17 protein-coding genes and 3 tRNA genes are annotated in these 20106 nt (G+C 32.6%); 5 read left to right on the plus strand and 15 right to left on the minus strand.

Features of this window, described 5'->3' with window-relative positions; all coding sequences use genetic code 11:
- Positions 1–132 precede the first annotated feature (132 nt).
- Both gyrA and RM538_RS02080 read left to right on the plus strand, forming a co-directional pair.
- Complete coding sequence (gene gyrA, locus RM538_RS02075; RefSeq protein ID WP_311331730.1) at positions 133–2664, plus strand: DNA gyrase subunit A; 2532 nt, start codon at positions 133–135, stop codon at positions 2662–2664.
- 15 nt (positions 2665–2679) lie between these two features.
- Entirely contained in the window at positions 2680–3939 is a 1260-nt protein-coding gene (locus tag RM538_RS02080) for a tetratricopeptide repeat protein (protein ID WP_311331731.1), read from the plus strand.
- A 51-nt stretch (positions 3940–3990) separates the two neighbouring features.
- Here RM538_RS02080 and RM538_RS02085 read toward each other — a convergent pair whose 3' ends face one another.
- Both RM538_RS02085 and RM538_RS02090 read right to left on the minus strand, forming a co-directional pair.
- Positions 3991–4740 (minus strand): C40 family peptidase, encoded by a 750-nt coding sequence (locus tag RM538_RS02085; protein WP_311331732.1) that lies wholly within the window; start codon positions 4738–4740, stop codon positions 3991–3993.
- 23 nt (positions 4741–4763) lie between these two features.
- On the minus strand, positions 4764–5939 hold the full coding sequence (locus RM538_RS02090) for an acetyl-CoA C-acyltransferase (RefSeq protein ID WP_311331733.1): 1176 nt from the start codon (positions 5937–5939) through the stop codon (positions 4764–4766).
- Positions 5940–6160: 221 nt separating this feature from the next.
- Between RM538_RS02090 and RM538_RS02095 the strand changes: the two genes are divergently transcribed.
- Positions 6161–8203 (plus strand): HD family phosphohydrolase, encoded by a 2043-nt coding sequence (locus tag RM538_RS02095; protein ID WP_311331734.1) that lies wholly within the window; start codon positions 6161–6163, stop codon positions 8201–8203.
- 23 nt (positions 8204–8226) lie between these two features.
- Here the strand turns inward: RM538_RS02095 and RM538_RS02100 are convergent, their stop codons facing one another.
- The 9 genes from RM538_RS02100 to RM538_RS02140 form a co-directional block, all read right to left on the minus strand.
- On the minus strand, positions 8227–8736 hold the full coding sequence (locus RM538_RS02100) for a DUF3124 domain-containing protein (RefSeq protein ID WP_311331735.1): 510 nt from the start codon (positions 8734–8736) through the stop codon (positions 8227–8229).
- 185 nt (positions 8737–8921) lie between these two features.
- Positions 8922–8995 (minus strand) — tRNA-Arg (locus tag RM538_RS02105).
- A gap of 43 nt (positions 8996–9038) precedes the next feature.
- Positions 9039–9113: transfer RNA gene (locus RM538_RS02110), tRNA-Pro, on the minus strand.
- Positions 9114–9122: 9 nt separating this feature from the next.
- Positions 9123–9206: transfer RNA gene (locus RM538_RS02115), tRNA-Ser, on the minus strand.
- Between the two features lie 109 nt (positions 9207–9315).
- Positions 9316–10482 carry a class I SAM-dependent methyltransferase gene (locus RM538_RS02120; protein WP_311331736.1) on the minus strand — a complete coding sequence of 389 codons (1167 nt, stop codon included), beginning with the start codon at positions 10480–10482 and terminating at the stop codon, positions 9316–9318.
- Entirely contained in the window at positions 10472–10987 is a 516-nt protein-coding gene (locus tag RM538_RS02125) for a TrmH family RNA methyltransferase (protein WP_311331737.1), read from the minus strand. The genes RM538_RS02120 and RM538_RS02125 overlap by 11 nt, the downstream gene beginning before the upstream one ends.
- Positions 10987–11325, minus strand: coding sequence for a hypothetical protein (locus RM538_RS02130; protein WP_311331738.1), 339 nt, complete (start codon positions 11323–11325; stop codon positions 10987–10989). The genes RM538_RS02125 and RM538_RS02130 overlap by 1 nt, the downstream gene beginning before the upstream one ends.
- 4 nt (positions 11326–11329) lie before the next feature.
- Positions 11330–11974 carry a DUF4159 domain-containing protein gene (locus tag RM538_RS02135; RefSeq protein ID WP_311331739.1) on the minus strand — a complete coding sequence of 215 codons (645 nt, stop codon included), beginning with the start codon at positions 11972–11974 and terminating at the stop codon, positions 11330–11332.
- Positions 11975–12014: 40 nt separating this feature from the next.
- The gene (locus RM538_RS02140) at positions 12015–12230 is read right to left on the minus strand and encodes a hypothetical protein (RefSeq protein WP_311331740.1); all 216 of its coding nucleotides are present in this window, start codon (positions 12228–12230) and stop codon (positions 12015–12017) included.
- Positions 12231–12410: 180 nt separating this feature from the next.
- Between RM538_RS02140 and RM538_RS02145 the strand changes: the two genes are divergently transcribed.
- Positions 12411–13163 (plus strand): DUF1223 domain-containing protein, encoded by a 753-nt coding sequence (locus RM538_RS02145; RefSeq protein WP_311331741.1) that lies wholly within the window; start codon positions 12411–12413, stop codon positions 13161–13163.
- Here RM538_RS02145 and RM538_RS02150 read toward each other — a convergent pair.
- Genes RM538_RS02150 through tsaD form a run of 3 tightly spaced genes read right to left on the minus strand, consistent with a single transcriptional unit; the run spans position 13160 to position 15225 of the window.
- Entirely contained in the window at positions 13160–13867 is a 708-nt protein-coding gene (locus tag RM538_RS02150; protein ID WP_311331742.1) for a 16S rRNA (uracil(1498)-N(3))-methyltransferase, read from the minus strand. The genes RM538_RS02145 and RM538_RS02150 overlap by 4 nt on opposite strands.
- A gap of 4 nt (positions 13868–13871) precedes the next feature.
- Positions 13872–14201, minus strand: coding sequence for a TfoX/Sxy family protein (locus RM538_RS02155; RefSeq protein ID WP_311331743.1), 330 nt, complete (start codon positions 14199–14201; stop codon positions 13872–13874).
- A 1-nt stretch (position 14202) separates the two neighbouring features.
- Positions 14203–15225 (minus strand): tRNA (adenosine(37)-N6)-threonylcarbamoyltransferase complex transferase subunit TsaD, encoded by a 1023-nt coding sequence (gene tsaD / locus RM538_RS02160; protein WP_311331744.1) that lies wholly within the window; start codon positions 15223–15225, stop codon positions 14203–14205.
- Between the two features lie 101 nt (positions 15226–15326).
- Between tsaD and RM538_RS02165 the strand changes: the two genes are divergently transcribed.
- Positions 15327–19712 (plus strand): translocation/assembly module TamB domain-containing protein, encoded by a 4386-nt coding sequence (locus RM538_RS02165; RefSeq protein WP_311331745.1) that lies wholly within the window; start codon positions 15327–15329, stop codon positions 19710–19712.
- A 5-nt stretch (positions 19713–19717) separates the two neighbouring features.
- Here RM538_RS02165 and RM538_RS02170 read toward each other — a convergent pair whose 3' ends face one another.
- Entirely contained in the window at positions 19718–20098 is a 381-nt protein-coding gene (locus RM538_RS02170; RefSeq protein ID WP_311331746.1) for a Rid family detoxifying hydrolase, read from the minus strand.
- Positions 20099–20106: the final 8 nt, after the last annotated feature.

The following is a 20106-nucleotide window of genomic DNA, read 5'->3' on the forward strand; positions in this document are numbered from 1 at the left end:
TACTTATTAACCATTACCCATTAAATTTTTGTTAATAAAATCGTGAATAATCAACACTAAAATGCTGTCTTAAACCCCCAAATTAGTGTATCTTGCTTCATTAGATAAAAAAACAAACTAAAGATATATTTTATGGCTGAAGGTGAAAAATTGATTCCTATCAATATTGAAGATGAAATGAAATCTGCGTACATCGATTATTCAATGTCCGTCATCGTGTCACGTGCATTACCAGATGTAAGAGATGGTATGAAACCTGTACATAGAAGGGTTTTATATGGAATGCATGAGTTAGGAATACGAGCTACTGGCTCGCACAAAAAATCGGCAAGAATTGTTGGAGAAGTATTAGGTAAGTATCACCCACACGGAGACACCTCTGTATATGACGCTATGGTACGTATGGCACAAGAGTGGAGTTTACGATATTTATTAGTTGATGGGCAAGGTAATTTTGGTTCTATTGATGGTGATAGCCCTGCTGCAATGCGTTATACAGAAGCACGTATGCAAAAGATTTCTGAAGAAATGTTAGCAGATATTGATAAAGATACTGTAGATCATCAACTTAACTTTGATGACACCTTAAAAGAACCTACTGTATTACCAACCCGTGTACCAGGTCTTTTAATTAATGGAGCGTCTGGTATTGCTGTTGGTATGGCAACCAATATGCCTCCTCATAACCTTACAGAAGTAATTAATGGAACAGTTGCTTACATCGAAGATAACGACATTGATATTGATGGTTTAATGCAACACATTAAAGCGCCAGATTTTCCAACAGGAGGTGTTATTTATGGATATGATGGTGTAAAAGATGCCTTCCACACAGGTCGAGGACGTGTTGTAATGCGTGCAAAAGCTAGGTTTGAAGAAGTACAAGGACGTGAATGTATTATCGTAACTGAAATCCCATATCAAGTTAATAAGGCAGATATGATTAAAAAGACTGCCGATTTAGTTAACGACAAAAAAATTGAAGGGATATCAAACATTCGTGATGAGTCTGATAGAAAGGGAATGCGAATTGTTTATATCTTAAAGCGTGATGCAATCCCTAATATTGTTCTAAACACCTTATTTAAGTATACGGCATTACAATCTAGCTTTAGTGTAAACAATATTGCACTTGTTAAAGGTCGCCCGCAAATGCTGAATCTTAAACAATTGATTCATTATTTTGTTGAACACCGTCATGAAGTAGTTGTAAGGCGTACCGAGTATTTATTACGAAAAGCCGAAGAACGAGCACATATACTAGAAGGTTTAATCATTGCCTCAGATAATATAGATGAAGTAATTAGATTAATTCGTGCTTCTGCTAATGCTGATGAAGCAAGAGAAGTATTAATGAAAACCTTTGAGCTTTCTGAAATACAGGCTAAGGCTATTGTAGAAATGCGTTTACGCCAACTTACAGGTCTTGAGCAAGATAAATTACGTAGTGAGTATGAAGAGTTGATGAAAACTATTGAAGACTACAAAGATATTCTTGCAAAAAAGGAAAGACGTATGGCAATTATAAAAGAAGAGTTGCTAGAAATACAAAGTAAATATGGAGATGAGCGTCGTTCTATTATTGAGTATGCAGGAGGAGATGTTAGTATAACAGATTTAATTCCTGACGAAAAAGTAGTAATTACAATTTCTCATGCAGGTTATATAAAAAGAACTTCGTTAACCGAATATAAGAAACAAAATAGAGGAGGGGTTGGGCAAAAAGCATCTGCTACTAGAAATGAAGATTTCTTAGAGTACCTTTTTGTTGGTACCAATCATCAATATATGTTATTCTTTACTCAAAAAGGAAAATGTTTTTGGATGCGAGTTTTTGAAATTCCTGAAGGAAGTAGAACTTCAAAAGGAAGAGCAATTCAAAATTTAATAAACATTGAACCAGACGATAAAGTAAAAGCATTTATCTGTACACAGGATCTTAAAGATGAAGATTACATAAATAACCACTATGTGATTATGGCTACCAAAAAGGGACAGGTAAAGAAAACTCCATTAGAGCAATATTCAAGACCAAGAACCAATGGTATTAATGCTATAACTATTAAAGAAGGAGATGAGCTACTTGAAGCTAAGCTTACTACTGGAGATAGCCAAGTAATGCTGGCGGTTAAATCTGGTAAAGCAATTCGCTTTGAGGAAGAGAAAACCAGACCTATGGGACGTAATGCTTCTGGAGTACGAGGAATTACTTTAGGTCATGATAAAGATGAAGTAATAGGTATGGTTGCTATTAATGATAGTGAGTCTGATATCCTTGTAGTTTCTGAAGGCGGCTATGGTAAACGTTCTAGCATTGAGGACTATAGAGTTACTAACAGGGGAGGAAAAGGAGTAAAAACTATTAATGTTACCGAAAAAACTGGTAATTTAGTAGCCATAAAGAATGTAACAGATAATGATGGTCTTATGATTATTAATAAATCTGGAATTGCTATTAGAATGGCAGTAGAAGATTTACGAGTAATGGGTAGAGCCACACAAGGTGTACGTTTAATTAAGGTAAAAGATGACGATTCAATTGCAGCTGTCGCAAAAGTAATGAATGAAGATGACGATGTTGATGAAGACGGTAATCCAATTACAGATTCTGAAAATGGCACACCTCTTGATAATAATGAAAAACAAACCGAAAACAAAGAATAATTAAAACACTTAATGATGAAAAAACAAATATTAGTAGTAGGTATTTCATTAATAACTACTATTTCGTTTGGACAAAAAAAAGAAATTAAAAAAGCACAAAAGGCTGTTAAATCTGGAGATTATACTGAAGCAATTTCCCTACTTGATACTGCAGAAGGATTACTTGGATCTGCCGACAATGACTTAAAGACAGATTTTTACGTAGCAAAAGGAGAAGCATACTCTGCTAGTGCTGGAACAAGTAATTTTGATAAAATGAAAAAGGCTGCAGATGCTTTTTTAATGGCAATTGAAATTGACCCAACAATAGAAAGAGATATAAGTGAGTCTATCCAAAAACTAAGAGTAAATCTTATTAACAGCGCTATTGATGACCAAAATGCAAACGATCATATAAACTCATCCAAAAAACTTTACACTAGTTATACTATAAGTAAAAAGGATACTTCAGATTTATATTTTGCAGCTTCTAGTGCCGTAAATGGAAATGATTACGATACAGCCCTTGAATATTACAATAAATTGCTAGACCTAGGTTATACTGGAATAGCAAAGCAATTTGTAGCTACAGATAAATCTACAGGTGAAGTAACACCATTTCCTTCAAAAAATGAGCGTGATTTAATGGTTAAGTCTGGAGAGTTTATAAAACCAGAAACTAAAATTGCAGAATCAAAAAGAGGTGAAATATTAAGGAATATGACACTAATCTATTTTGAGCAAGGAAATCAAGAAGAAGCAACTAAGCTATTATCAAAAGCTCGTAAAGAAAACCCAAATGATATGTCCTTAGTGAAAGCTGAAGCAAATCTTGCATATCAATTAGGAGATAAAGAAAAATATAATAAACTAATGAACGAGATTGTTAAAAGTGACCCTAATAATCCAGAGGTTTATTTTGGTTTAGGAGTTAGTAGTGCAGATATTGGACAAAATGAAAAAGCAATTGAATACTACCAAAAAGCCATTGAACTTAAACCAGATTATGCTGAAGCTTTGATTAATCTAGCAGTTATAAAACTTTCTAGTGAAAAGGATATAGTTGAAGAAATGAATGGCTTAGGTACTTCTCGAGCAGATGATGCTAGATATGAAGAATTAAAACAGAAAAGGCAAGACTTATATACAGAAGTACTACCTACATTAGAAAAGGCATATCAATATCTTCCAGGAAATATTGAAATAATGAAAACACTTATGAATCTATACAGCCAACTTGGTCAAGATAATAAGTATAAAGAAATGAAAGCCCTAGTTGAAGAAAAAGAAGGTTAATTAACCCTTATTATAATTAAAAAAAATCCAACTTTCTTAAGTTGGATTTTTTTATACAATACGTTTTATAACACGTAGTTTATGGGTATGGCTTTTTGTTTCGTAATTAAAAATACCTGTATGATCTAGTCTATCTATTCTAACTTTACCATGAGCATGAATTATATAATTGTCTTTCATAATAATTCCTACGTGAATAATATCACCTTCAGCATTATCAAAAAATGCTAAATCTCCCGGCTCACTTTCTTCAATAAAACTTAATGGTTCTCCTTGGTTTGATTGTTGACTAGCGTCGCGTAATAAGCTATGACCATTTAACTTATAAACCATTTGTGTAAAACCACTACAATCAATCCCAAAAGGAGTTCTACCGCCCCATAGATAGGGCGTGTTCAAAAATAATAATGCTGTTTCAATAAAACTATCTTTTGTTTTTTGTTCTCGTGAAGACGTTCCTTCAAAAGAGTGAGATAAGTGAGATAGTGTATTTAAAGTACTGCCAATGCAAATAGAAAGCAACTGATCATTTTCATTAGCTACAAAATCTACCATGTCTTGTGATAGTAAGGGAATTTCTTTTTCAAGGCTTTTGTAGTCCTCTTCAGAAACTTCAAGAAATTGTTTGTTGTCTATCCAACCTTCATATTTATCATAAGAAAGTCTAATTTTACTCCACTTTTTTCTACTTTCTACGATTTTAAAAAACTCCCCATACAATACCTGAGAAACAAGTTCACTTTTATCACTTGCTTCAAATCTCATGGGAACAATACTAAGATTGCAGATTCCGTATTTCATAGAAAATGTAGAGGGGTTATTTCCTATCTTTCAATTACCATTGCTGAAGCACCGCCCCCACCATTACATATACCTGCAGCACCAATTTTTCCGTCATTTTGTTGTAATACGTTTAAGAGAGTAATTAGGATTCTTACACCACTTGCTCCTAAAGGATGGCCTAATGAAACGGCACCACCATTTACATTTACTTTATCATCATTTAACCCAAGTATCTTCATGTTTGCTAAACCAACTATTGAGAAAGCTTCATTTAATTCAAAATAATCTACATCTTCTTGTTTTACACCCGCTTTTGCTAGGGCTTTTGGAAGTGCTTTTGCTGGAGCTGTTGTAAACCACTCCGGCTCATGAGCTGCATCCGCATAACCTGTAATTGTTGCTAGAATGTTGATTCCTAATTCATTCGCCTTGTCTTCAGACATTAAAATCATTGCTCCAGCACCATCATTAATGGTAGAAGCATTTGCGGCTGTTACAGTTCCTTCTTTTGTAAATGCAGGGCGTAAAGCAGGAATTTTTTCCATTTTTACGTTTTTAAATTCCTCATCTTCAGATACTACAATAGGCTCTCCTCTTCTCTGAGGAACCTCTACAGGGACAACTTCATTTTTAAATTTTCCATTTTCCCATGCTTTTGCAGAACGTTTATAAGATTGAATTGCAAATGCGTCTTGATCTTCTCTAGAGAAGTTATATTCAACTGCACACGCATCTGCACATACTCCCATTGCATTTTTATCATAAGCATCAACTAAACCATCTTTCTGCATTCCGTCTACTAGAGTTGAAGGTCCAAATTTATGTCCATTTCTCATATGCACATAGTGTGGTATGTTACTCATACTTTCCATTCCACCAGCTACAACAATTTCTGTATCACCTAACGCTATACTTTGAGCTGCTTGTATAACTGCCTTCATACCAGAAGCACATACTTTATTTACTGTTGTACATGGCACCGTATTAGGTATACCTGCGTAAATAGCAGCTTGTCTCGCTGGGGCTTGTCCAACTCCAGCTTGTACTACGTTACCCATAAACACTTCTTGAACTAAACTTGGATCAAGATTAATTTTATCTAGTGCTCCTTTAATAGCGATGCTTCCTAATTTTGAAGCACTCAAAGAGGAAAGACTCCCCATAAAGCTGCCTATTGGCGTTCTTACTGCTGATACAATTACAACTTTTTTACTCATATATAGTATGATTTATTTAATAATTACTTCACCCAAAAGCTGAGCTTAATTTTACTGCAAATTTACTTATTTTATTTGGTTTTATAAATAGTCACACTATATTGTTACCTTTACTTAACAATAGAGTTTCAAATTCAGAGAGGTCAGTTTTAAGACTAAAACTATTCAACAAAAAAAGTCGAACAAATCTGCTAGAAGTGGATTGTTTTTATTAAAAAATAATGAATTCTTTTTTATCAAAATTTTCAAAAAACCAATCACTTTTATACAAGGGTTTATTATTTATATCTGCTACTTTACTTATTATCTATTTTTTACCAAAAGGTGGGCAATTTAAATATGATTTTGATAAAGGAAAGCCTTGGCAGTACGAAAACCTCTATGCCCCTTTTAGTTTTACAATAAAAAAGGATAAAGAAACTCTTGAGAAAGAGGAGAAATCAATTAGGGATAGTGCCATTCCTTATTTTGATAAAGATACTAGTGCAGTATCAGAAAGCTTAAGTCGATTTTCTGAATCATTAGAAACCTCGTTTATAGACTCTTTATATGCAGATAAAGCTTTAATTAAAAATATTGGAGAAACTATACTGAAAAAGGTTATGGGTAGGGGTATAACCAATGAAGTGCACCCATATTCAGAATCTAAACTTATTTACATTAAAAATGGTAATGAAGTTGAAGAAGTTTTATACAAACAAATTTATACCGAAGATGACATTACTGCTACGATAAATAGTGAGCTTATTGCATATGAACTTCCTAATACTAAGAGTTACCTTTCTTCAATTTTAGAAAGAAGTATAACAGCTAATGTTACACTAAATTCAAGATTAACAGAAGATGCTATTACTTCAGAAATAAATGCAATTAATCCTAACCAAGGTATAATAGAAAAGGGAGCAAGGATTATTGCAAAAGGAGAAGTTGTTGAGGGGAATACATTTAAAATTTTAAATTCATTAAGTGCTGAATATGAATCTCAAATTTGGAGTAAGTCTAATCAACTATGGCTTTTGGTTGGTTATTCTATATTAATCGCACTTGTTTTTTTAATGCTCTTTTTATTTTTAAAAAAATATAGACTCGAAATTTTTAATAACAACACGAAGCTTACTTTTATATTCTTCAACATTGTGTTGATGATTTTTTTAACCACACTAATAATTAAGTATAATGCTTCTTATGTATATGTAGTTCCACTATGTATTTTGCCTCTTGTACTTAAAGCTTTTTTTGACCCGCGTTTAGGTCTTTTTGTACATGTATTAACGTTATTGCTTTTAGGCTTTATAGTTCCTAATAGTTTTGAGTATTTATTCCTTCAAATTATAGCCGGTATTGTTACAATCCTTACCGTTTCTGAATTATACAAAAGAGCAAATTTATTTATATCTGTTGGACAAATAACATTTGTGTACATCGTTGGGTATTTTGCTTTTTCTGTGATTCATGAGGGGAATATAGATACTATTGAATGGGAGACACTAGGGTTGTTTATTATATGTGGATTAGTAACCTTATTTGCGCATCCACTAATCTATTTATATGAGAAGATTTTTGGATTAGTATCTGATGTATCACTTTTAGAATTAAGTGATACTAATTCTAAATTATTGAAAGAGCTTTCTAACAAAGCACCAGGTACTTTTCACCATTCGCTGAATGTGGCAAACTTAGCAGAAGCTGCAGCAAACGAAATAGGGGCAAACGCTATGCTTGTTAGAGTAGGGGCTTTATACCACGATATTGGTAAAATGAAGAACCCAACTATGTTTACTGAGAATCAAGTAAACTCTATTAATTCTCATAATGAGTTAGAACCACTTGAAAGTGCTTCAATTATAATTGGCCATGTAATTGACGGCATTGAAATAGCCAGAAAACACAAGCTCCCAGATAGAATTATAGATTTTATACGTACACATCACGGTACAAGTTTAGTCTATTATTTTTATAAAAAAGAAAGTGAGCAAAATCCTGATGTAGCTAAAGAAAACTTTATGTACCCGGGGCCCATACCATTCTCCAAAGAGACAGCGATATTAATGATGGCAGATAGTGTAGAGGCTGCTAGTAAAAGTCTTAAAGAACCTACATCTACAAAGATTAATGATTTTGTTGAGAAAATTATTGATGGGCAAATGGAGCAAGGACAGTTTTTAAATGCCAATGTAACTTTTAAGGAGATTCAACAAATAAAAAAAGTTCTTAAAAAGAAATTAAATAATATTTATCACCTACGTGTGGAATATCCTGAATAAAGAATAATAACTTTCTAAACGGCTTACTTTAGACGCTTTCCTTCGGTTACAAATGAAATCCCTTGTTGGCCATAGGTAGAAATCATTACTGCTTCAAATAGGGGAGTGATAGTGTTGGGTTTTATTTGCCAATCAAATATAAAGTTGGCGCCAGTTCCTCCTTCGTTATCTAAACCATCTATTACAATCTGAACAGTTTCCATAGGTTTAATAAATATTGTTTTATCAATATAGGTGCGTATAGCTCTCCCTTCAGTATTATAATAAATTGCACTATTTATATATACACTATCTGCTATGTTTGGATTGTGTAAGCTTACTGTGGCTGTTAAATCTGCCTCATCTTTTTCAGTACGCAGAAAAATTTGGGAATAGATAGACAAAAATGTACTTCCTGATTCTAGTGAATCTGCTATAGCACCTTTAACCATTTTTTTCTCCCAGTTTACAGGGTTAGTAGAACTTAATTGTCTTGGTTGTTCACATGAAGTTAATACAACTGCTATTAAAAAAAATAAAAAAATAGATTTCATTTTAGAGTTTTTTTAATTTAAACATAAAGATACAATAAGTAAGAGACGAATACTATTTATTATTTGTCAAGGTTTTAATTTTTGAAACAGACTTGACTTTTATGAAGTTTATGCTGAGATTATGTTACTTAGTATTTTATTAAAAGCAGTAAAACAAAAAAGCCCCACTTTTGTGAGGCTTTTCGTGATCGCACCAGGATTCGAACCTGGGACCGCCTGCTTAGAAGGCAGGTGCTCTATCCAGCTGAGCTATGCGACCCTAATAAAATAAAAAACCGAACTTTTTTTCAGCTCGGTTTTAGTCGGGGTGGCAGGATTCGAACCTGCGGCCTCCACGTCCCAAACGTGGCGCGATAACCGGGCTACGCTACACCCCGAGGTTTTTGCGGAGAGACCGGGACTCGAACCCGGGCAGCACTTACGCGCTGACAGATTAGCAATCTGCTCCGTTACCACTCCGGCACCTCTCCAGCAATAAAAAGGAACTGTTCTTTTTAAATGCGGATGCAAATGTAACTTAACAATTACTATCTCGCAAAAAAATATCAACTTTTTAGGTTAATTTTTTGTGTTTGTTTTTTACTTAGTTTTCTCACAAATCAGTACTACTTTTTTTCTATCTTGTAATGTTGTGAAAAACAAATAAGTATCTCCTCCATCTTTAACCTTCCATTTCTTTTTTAATTGTGAAACTGTTTCAGTAAAATTTCGTGTTGTAATGTTAGCTTTTATTCCTGTAACCTTTTTATTAACTTCTTTTTTAGTGTATGTTATTAAATCTTTTATAACAAAGCTTCTACCAGGAAAATGTACCAACTTGTCACTTGTGTAAAGGTGTGAATGTTTGGCTAGTTTATTAAGGGAGTATTTTTCTGAAACTGCATTAAAAGCCCCACTCTTTAATATACTTGCATTTGGCTCATATAAATATTTGCTTGGATTACTATAGGTGGCAGTATATGATTTATTATAATTTATTTTAAAGAAGGTAGCTCCTTCCTTTGTATGATTTGTAGCAATTAACTTTGTCTCTCCTGATATTTCCTTAGTAAGTAACCACAAAAGCTCTTTAACTTCATTTTGTACCGCAACTATATGAATTTCACTAACATGTATCAGGTCTGAAACTCCCTTGCTAATATCAATCATGGGAGAAGTTTTTACCAAAACAACTGGAGTAATTGAGAACAAATGTTCTAAATGCTCTATAATATTAGGTTCATAGTCTTCAAGAAATAATACCTTGTTTTTTTGTTGGTTTCTTCTAGAGGGGTCAATATATATAACATCATATTTTTTATTATTTATTAGTTGAAGACCATTTCCTGCAATAACTTTAATTTGTTTATTGAGTTGTTCAAAATTATGCTTAGAGAGGCTACTAAGGCTTTCATTAACTTCAAAATGAGTTACATCTTTAAATTTCTTAGAAAAATAATAGCTATCTACTCCAAAACCACCTGTTATGTCTGCTAAAGAGTTTCCAGAAATAATTGATGCTTTATACTTTGCAGTAATTTCTGAAGAAGTTTGCTCTAGATTTAAAGTAGGGGGGTAGAGTATATTTTCGGTATGATACCAAGTGGGTAGTTTTTTTCTGATCTTATTTCTTGAGGCAATTTGCTGAACAAGTTCTTTAGTTGAAATACCAACAAAGGGACTTTTTTTAAAAGCTAGCGTTTTTAAATCTACTTCCTGATTTTTAATAAAATCCTGAACTTCTTTATGTAATAAATTAGGATTCAAAATGTGTACTAATTATTGTGTACAAACATACTGCCGTTGCTGTAGTCACATTCATGCTACTGTTTTTTCCATACATTGGAATATGCAAACAATAATCACTAGACTTTAGCATATTCTCCGAAATACCGTGTTTTTCATTACCTATAATTAATACTACTTTTTGGTCTTCATTAATTTTAAACTCGTTTACGGGTTTACTTTCTGAAGTAATCTCAAGAGCACAAATAAGATAACCATTTTCTTTAAATTTTGTAATTAGTCCAGAAGTATTCTCAACACACTTGTAGGGAGTATTTTCTATAGTGCTTCTAGCGGTTTTTTTTAATCTAGGGGAGTTTACATCAATCTCAGTTCCGCAAAAAATCAACTCTTCAGCTCCAAATGCATCACATATTCTAAATAAGCTACCTACATTGGCAGGACTTATTACATTGTCACAAATAAGAGTTATAGGATGCTTTTTTTCTGAAAAAGGATATTCTGAATGTAAGTATTGACGATTCATTACTTTCTTGGAATCATTGTCTTATTAAAATCACTTGCCTTTTTTTGAGCTTGAAATACAAGAGCAATAGGTATAGAGAAGGTTAATGCAGCGATGAAGCCTAAAAAATAAACTGCTACAGATAAAATAAGTATTAATGGAATACAAATAAGGAAGTAAATTATGTTAGGCTCTGCATGTAATCTATTTATATGTCTTTTTTGTATTATTCCACAGTTTCTACATCTTTTAGAAATCTCAGTAGATCCAAGTTCACGTTGTAAGTCAAACCTGTTAGTAGCTTTTGTAGTAAGGTAGTTTTTGACCGAGCAAGATTTGCAATAATAACTTAACTTCATAAGATTAGTTTTCAAAAGCGTATGTGAGGATATTTGCTCCCATTCTTAATGCTTTTAAGCGAACCTCTTCTGGGTCATTATGTATTTCTGGGTTTTCCCAACCATCTCCTAAGTCACTTTCGTAGGTATATAGTAAAACTAACCTTCCTTGAAATGTAATCCCAAAAGCCTGTGGTCTTTCATTATCATGTTTATGAATTTTAGGTAAACCATCTGGAAAAGGGTATTTGTAATTGAAAATAGGGTGATTACCTGGAAGTTCTTTAAGCTCTATATCTGGGAAAATTTTTACAATTTCTTTTCTTATGTACTGGTCCATACCATAGTTGTCATCAATATGTAAAAAACCACCACTTAGCATATAGTCACGTAAATTAGAAACATCTTCTTCATTTAAAAACACATTTCCGTGACCTGTCATATGTAAAAAAGGATAGTCAAAAATATCAAGGCTAGATGGTGACACAGTTTCTGGCGAACTATCAATTTTAGTATCGACTTCTGTATTACAAAATTTTATTAGGTTTGGTAGTGCAGTAGGGTTACTATACCAATCACCACCGCCACCATATTTTAATATAGCAATGTCTTGTCCAAATACAGGATTGCTGGTTAAGAATAAAATAAGAATTATTGTAAGTAGTCGCACAAACCAAAAATACAAACAAATATATATTTGAGTGAAGTAATTAACTTATTTCGTCAATAATTCCTTCGCAAATCTGATTAAAAAAGTCTTGCCAGTCTTCAAGGTGTGTGTTTTTGGAACTCCTACGATAAACAACATCTAGTTTTGTAGGTTTAGAAGTAATTTCCTTTATGGATGGGCTATTTGCACTATCTATTAAGGTATTGTTTGAAACAACTTTTCTTAAGGGGATAGCTTTTTTTATAGCTGTTGCCATAACATTGACTTTGTTAGTTCGTCGCTAAAATAAGTCTTTTCATCGATTAAATTGACATTATAAATGTTAAATTATCGATTAAATTAAGTATCTATCGATAAAAAACATTTTAATGACTTTTGTGTATTTTAAAAAAATTGTAAGTACTAACTAGTTTTTTACGACTAGTTAAAATAAAAAATGAAATATAGATTTCTTTTTAGTGCATTTATTATAGTTGTATGTTCATCATTTCTATCGTATAGTTCTCTTTTGGAAGAGAATCCCAATTCAAAATCAATTACTGTAATACAATTGTTTACATCTCAAGGATGTAGTAGTTGTCCTAGTGCAGATAGACTATTAGATAAGGTAAAGTCTGAGTATGAAGAAAATGGAGTTTATGTATTATCGTATCATGTAGATTATTGGAATAGACTAGGCTGGAACGATCCTTTCAGTAAAGAAAAATTTACAAATCTTCAGCGTCAATACGGTTCTAAGTTTAGAAGTAGAAGTGTATATACGCCACAAGCAGTTATAAATGGGAAACTCGATTTTGTAGGATCTAATGAGGCTAAGATGTACGGAAACATCAAAAAGAACCTTAAAAGTAATGCTGTAAATAACCTTGAGTTATTAAATCTGAATAAAAATGGAGGGACAATTTCCTTACAATACAAAGTCTCCGGAAATTTAAATAATAAAGATTTAAAACTTGCATTAGTTATAGACTCAAAAACTACTCAAGTTAAGAGAGGTGAAAATGGAGGCAGGACTCTAAAAAATAGTAATATTGTTGTTGAGCAAGTTGCTCTTGATCTTTCAGAGAATAATGGAAAAACAACTATAAAAATACCTACTATAGTTTCACCTGATGATTCTTTACGTATAATTGGCTTTATTCAGCAAGATGATTTAGAAATAACTGGAGCTGCACAATTAAAAGTTTAATTATGGTTCGCAAAGGCTACACTATGGCAGGCTACAATAGCAGCTGTTTCGGTACGTAGTCGAGTATCTCCCAATGATATTGATTTATACTCATTTTTTATAGCAAGTTCAATTTCAGTAGTAGAAAAATCACCTTCAGGACCTATGAGTATTGTTGTGTTTTTTAATTTTTCAGAAAAAGATTTTAAGGATACTTTTTTACTTTCCTCACAATGTGCAATAAGCTTTATCTCCTTATTTTCTTGATTTATAAACTCTTTATAGCTAGTTGCTTGATTTAATTTTGGAAGGTACATTTTAAGCGACTGCTTCATGGCGCCAACTACAATTTTTTGGTATCTATCATGTTTAATTACTTTACGCTCACTATGATCACAAATAATGGGAGTAATTTCAGAAACACCAATTTCAGTAGCTTTTTCTAGAAACCACTCGTATCTATCATTTAGCTTAGTTGGAGCTACGGCAAGATGCAAATAATAGGGAAGTGGAGCTTCTTTAGAAACAGATTGAATTCTTGCGATACATTTTTTAGGATTTTCACTTTCTAACTGAGCTTCAAAAAGTAAACCTTTCCCATTGGTAATATGTAGAGTATTGCCAATTTTAGTTCGTAATACTTTTGCTATGTGCCTGCTTTCATCTTTATCAAAAATGATTTCAGAAATACTTTCGTTTATATGTTCTTGGTAAAATAAATTCAAAGTACTATTGTGTTTTACTTTTGGCATGCTCTATTCCTAATTCGACCCAATACTGCAGTTTTTCTTCAGTATCAAAGCCATTATGTGTGACAAAAATAAACTCTTTCATAGGTTTTCCAGTAAAATCCATTGGTTTAACTTCTGGTTTTTGGAGTATAGTTTCCATTTTTTCTGCGACTATTCTAACCATTAACTTTTGCTTAGTTTCTCCAACACACATTTTTCCTTTGTACAAAAAGCAAGTGCCGCCAAACATTTTTTTCTGAGTTATTTCATCAGCCCAATATTTTGTAGCAATTGCTAAACGTTCTACAATTATTTGGGAGGTTGTCATATTAAAATTTCATTCGTGCTTTAGCAACAACATTGTTGGCGCTAAAAGCTTCTTTTTTATACTTTAGTTCTCCTACGATAGCTATCATGGCAGCATTGTCTGTGCAGTACTCAAACTTTGGTATATGTGTTTTCCAACCGTATTTTTTTTCAGCTGCTTTTAAAGCATTTCTAATTCCACTATTTGCAGAAACTCCTCCACCAATGGCTATTTCTTTAATTCCTGTTTGTTTTACAGCGTTTTTAAGTTTATCCATCAAATAATCCACAATTGTATATTGCAAACTAGCACAAATATCTTCTATGTTTTCTTTAATAAAGCCTGGGTTTTCTTTTGTTTCTTTTTCAATAAAATATAATACTGCAGTTTTAAGTCCGCTAAAACTAAAGTCAAGAGGCTTAACTTTTGGTTTGGTAAATTTAAAACGCTTTGGATTCCCTTTTTGAGCATATTTATCTATCAAGGGGCCACCTGGATAGGGAAGGCCTAAAATTTTAGCCGACTTATCAAATGCTTCTCCAACGGCATCGTCTATTGTCTCTCCAATAATTTCCATTTCAAAAAAATCACTCACTTTTACAATTTGAGTATGCCCCCCACTAATGGTTAAGGCAATAAAGGGAAAATTAGGAGCCTGCTGTCCTTCAGTTTTAATAAAATGTGCCAAAATATGCGCCTGCATATGGTTTACATTAATAAGAGGTACATCTAATCCTAAAGCTAAACTCTTTGAAAATGAAGTGCCTACAAGTAATGATCCCATCAATCCAGGACCTTGTGTAAAGGCTATGGCACTTAGTTGATTTTTATCGATATTTGCTTCTTGAAGTGCTTGGTGAACAACAGGGACTATATTTTGTTGATGCGCGCGTGATGCAAGTTCTGGAACAACACCACCATAGGCTTCGTGAATTGCTTGTGTAGCAACAACATTAGAGAGTATAACTCCGTTGTTAATTACAGCAGCAGCAGTATCGTCACAAGACGATTCTATACCAAGTATATAGCAGTTATTTGTATTCAAAATCTAAATAGGCATATTTATTGGTAGTAAAATTATAACTTTAAAAGCGTATCAAAAAATTAAGAAAAATAATAGTTAGAATTATAGCAACATTCCTGTTGTTGTTACTGCTATTAATTATTATTTTTTCAATCCCAAGCGTACAAACTTACATTGCAAAAAAAGTTACTAGTAACCTAAACGAAACCTACGGAACCGATATTAATATTAAACGAATAGGTCTTAACTGGAGAGGACAAGTAGATGTAAGAGAAGTTTATATTGCAGATCATCACAAGGATACACTCATTTATGCCAATGAGTTACGAACTAATATATTAAGCTTTAGAAACTTAATTAAAGGAGATTTAGGTTTTGGTGAAATAGAGTTAGAGAAGGCTAAGTTGTACGTGAAAACATACAAAGGCGAGGACGATGATAACTTATATGTTTTTTCTGAAAAATTTAATACTGGGAAAGAGAGTGAAAACATTTTCTCATTGTTTAGTAATGATGTTGAACTAGTAGATACCAAAATAAAGATTACTGACGAAAACCTTGAAACCCCCGAAATATTCCAATTATCAAACCTTAATCTTGATGCAGATGATTTTAAAATTACAGGGCCAGAAATTGAGGCAAAAATTAACTCATTATCATTAAATGCTAAGAGGGGTTTTGTTATTAAAAACTTGCAATCTGATTTCTCATACTCACTTACACAACTAAAGCTTGATAACTTAACCTTAGAAACAGAGTTCTCTGTAATAAAAGGAGCTATAGAACTAAGTTATGATGAAGAAAACGGATTGGCAAATTTTGAAAATGAAGTAACCATCAATGCCGATTTACAAAACACTATTTTATCTACAAACGATTTAAACTCTTTTTACGACGAATTTGGAAATAACCAAGAAATAGCTATTGATGGTATTGTTAATGGAACATTAAACAAATTTGATGCGAAAAATATAAACCTTAGAACTGGGGCAACTAGACTAGCGGGCACTTATTCTTTTGAAAACTTATTAAATGAAAACCCATTTAAAATTAGTTCGAGAAACCACAATATTGCAACAAATTATTACGACTTAAATAGGCTTATGCCACGTGTTCTAAGCGATTTACCACAAGAACTTAAGGCTCTTGGAAACTTTAGTTTTAATGGCGCTACTACACTTACAGAAACAAAGTTAATAACAACAAGTGCACTAGTAACAAATAACGGAAGTGCAGATGTTGACATATCTTTAGGTAATATCAATGATTTTGAAAACGCCACCTATAGTGGAAACCTAGTTTTTAATAAATTTGATTTAGGCGCTATTGCAGGTACAACTTCAGTAGGTAAAATTACTGCAGATATAGATGTAGATGGGCGTGGTTTCACACAAGAATCTGTTAACACACAAATTATTGGAGCTATAAGCTCATTTACATTCGAAGACTATAACTATAAAAACATTACAGTCTCGGGTAATCTTAAAAACCCATTATTTAATGGAGATTTAGCTATTGACGACCCAAATTTAAAAATGGAATTTAAGGGTTTAATTGATGCTTCAAAGAATTTTAACCAATATGACTTTGAAGCTAATGTTGAATTTGCAGAGCTAAATAAACTAAATTTGATAAAACGTGATAGCATTTCAGTATTTGCAGGGAATATAATTATGGATATGGATGGTACTACTATAGATAATGCTGTTGGTACTATTATTTTTAATGAAACTTTTTATCAAAACGAGCGGGATGATTTCTTTTTTGATGACTTTAAAATTACGTCTTCGTTTGCTGAAGATGAACGTACCATATCAATAAACTCTGCAGATATTGTAGAAGGTCAAATTTCTGGGAAGTTTTTGTTAGAGGATATTCCTAATCTCTTTAGAAATGGAGTAGGTAGTATTTATTCAAATTATATTCCAAATGAAGTGACAAGTAATCAATACATTGATTATGAGTTTGAAATAAATAACAAAATTGTTGATCTTTTTGTTCCGCAATTAAAACTTGGTGAAAACACTCGTATTAAGGGTTCTGTGTCTTCAGATGAGTCTAAATTTAAGTTAGATTTTAAGTCTCCAGAAATTTTATTATTAAAAAACTATTTGGGTAAAGTAAATATTCAAGTTGATAACGATAACCCATTATATAACACGTATATAGCTGTAGATTCGGTTTACACAGGTGTTTATAATGTAACCGATGTTAATCTAATTAATAAGACATTAAAAGATACATTGTATTTGCGTTCAGAATTTAAAGGAGGTAAAGACAAAGATGATATTTTTAACCTTTCACTATATCACACAATTAATCCAGAAGGAAAGTCTGTTGTAGGAGTTAAAAAGTCTGATATAACTTTTAAAGATAAAGTATGGTATCTTAATGAAAAGAATGATAAACTTAATAAAGTTTCATTTGATGATAATTTTAATACCATTAAGATTGACTCCCTAGTAATGAATCATAATAATGAGTTTATCAAAGTTGCTGGAATTATAAGGGACTCAACCTATAAAGACCTAAAAGTTAGATTTCAGGATGTAAATATTGGCAATATAACCCCAGAGGTAGATAGTCTTCGCCTAGAAGGTAATGTAAATGGTAAACTAGATTTTTTACAACGTGATGGCGCTTATTATCCAAATTCTAATGTTACTATAGATGGAGTTGTTATTAATGATATAGCGTTTGGTAATTTGGTACTTTCAGTTCAAGGAAATCAAAATTTATCTAAGTACGCTATTAATACATCTTTAACCAACAACAATGTAAAATCAATAAATGCAATAGGAGAGATTGATGTAGAGACTGAAAACCCCAGAATAAAACTAGATGTAGACCTTAACGATTTTAATATGCAGGCCTTTAGTCCTTTTGGCGGGGAAGTTATAACAGATATTAGAGGTTTAGCATCTGGGAACGTGCGTGTTCGCGGTAATTATAAATCCCCAGACATTAACGGAAGATTACTGTTAAACAATAGTGGTTTAAACATTCCATTCTTAAATACTGATTTTGATATTGAAGATGATACACAAGTAGTTGTTAGAAAAAGCAGTTTTGACATTTCTGAAACAACAATTACAGATACCAAATATAATACCGTAGGGACTTTTTCAGGTAACGCAACACACACTAACTTCGGAAATTGGGAGTTAGACTTAAATATACAAACTGATAATTTATTGGTTTTAGACACCCCTCCAGATGATGATGCTTTATACTACGGAACAGCCTTTATAAGTGGTACTGCAGATATAGAAGGCCCAATAGACGAGTTAAATATTGATGTGTTAGCAACTACCGAAGAAAACACATCATTTAAAATACCTTTAAGTGATACCCAAGCAATAGGGGATGATTCATTTATTACATTTTTATCTCCTGAAGAGAAAAAAGCACGTATTAGTGGTGAAACTATTATAAGGGAAGAGGAGAAAGGACTGACATTAAATTTTGACCTTGATATTAATGATAAAGCAGAAGTTGAAGTGGTAGTTGATCCAGTTAACAACTCTAAATTAAAGGGAAGAGGAGCAGGAACACTTCTAATCAGAATAAATACTTTAGGTGCATTTAATATGTGGGGTGAATTTACAGTAATAGAAGGAACCTATGATTTTAGATACGGAGGCCTCATACAAAAAGTTATAGACGTTGTTCCCGGTGGAAACATTAATTGGGATGGTATTCCTGAACGAGCACGATTAAACTTAACTGCAAAGTATGCGACAACGGCTAACCCCTCTATTTTACTAGATAATCCCACAGTAAACCGAAAAATTCCTGTTGAAGTTCTTGTTGATTTAACTGGAGAATTAATTCAACCAGAAATAGACTTTAGAATAGAGTTTCCAAAAGCTAGTTCTATAGTAAGAAATGAATTAGAATATAAATTACAAAATGCCGAAGAACGGGAAAAACAGGCTTTATTTCTTGTATCCTCAGGTTCTTTCGTAAATGATGATTTTACTGGAACTGGTGCATTTGGGGCCAATTTACTTGTTGATAGAGTATCAAACATTGTAAATGAAATTTTTGCAGATCAGGATAGTAAATTTAAAGTAGGTCTTAATTATGAAACTGGAGATAGAACTCCTACACAACAAACTGCAGATAGGTTTGGTATTACGCTCTCAACTCAAATAAATGAGCGTATTTTAATTAATGGAAAGGTTGGAGTGCCTGTTGGTGGTGTTAATGAAACTGCAGTTGCTGGAGATATCGAAGTACAATGGTTAGTAAATGAAGATGGTAGCTTGCGTATTAACTTTTTTAACCGTCAGGCAGATATACAATTTATTGGGGAAGACCAAATTTTTGAACAAGGAGCAGGGTTATCATATTCTGTAGATTTTGACACATTTAGAGAACTAGTAAATAAACTCTTTAATAAAAAACTAACCTTAGAGTCTGAAGAACTCCCTGTAACTCCAGATGATAACTCATTTCCTGTAAACTTTATTGGGGATGGAAATAAAGAAGATGACGAAAATTAACTGCTTTAAAGACTAGCAATTACAGAAATTTCAACATTTACATATTTTGGTAAATTGGCTACTTCTACCGTTTCTCTTGCTGGTGCAGTTGCTTCATTAAAATAGCTTCCGTAGATTTTATTGATTGTTCCAAAATTTTCCATGTCACTTACAAAAATGGATGCTTTAAGTACATTTTCAAACGTCATTCCTGCTTCAGTTAAAATTGCCTTTATACTTTCCATTACTAAGGTAGTTTCATGCTCTATGTTTCCTGTTTCAAGTTTACCAGTTTCAGGATTTATAGCAATCTGTCCTGAACTGTAAAGCATATTACCCTTTAATACTGCTTGATTGTATGGACCTATAGGAGATGGAGCTCCTTTTGTTGATATAATTTTTTTCATAGTTAAAT

This window comes from Patiriisocius hiemis, from assembly GCF_031846325.1.
In the GTDB taxonomy this organism is placed as follows: Bacteria; Bacteroidota; Bacteroidia; order Flavobacteriales; family Flavobacteriaceae; genus Patiriisocius_A; species Patiriisocius_A hiemis.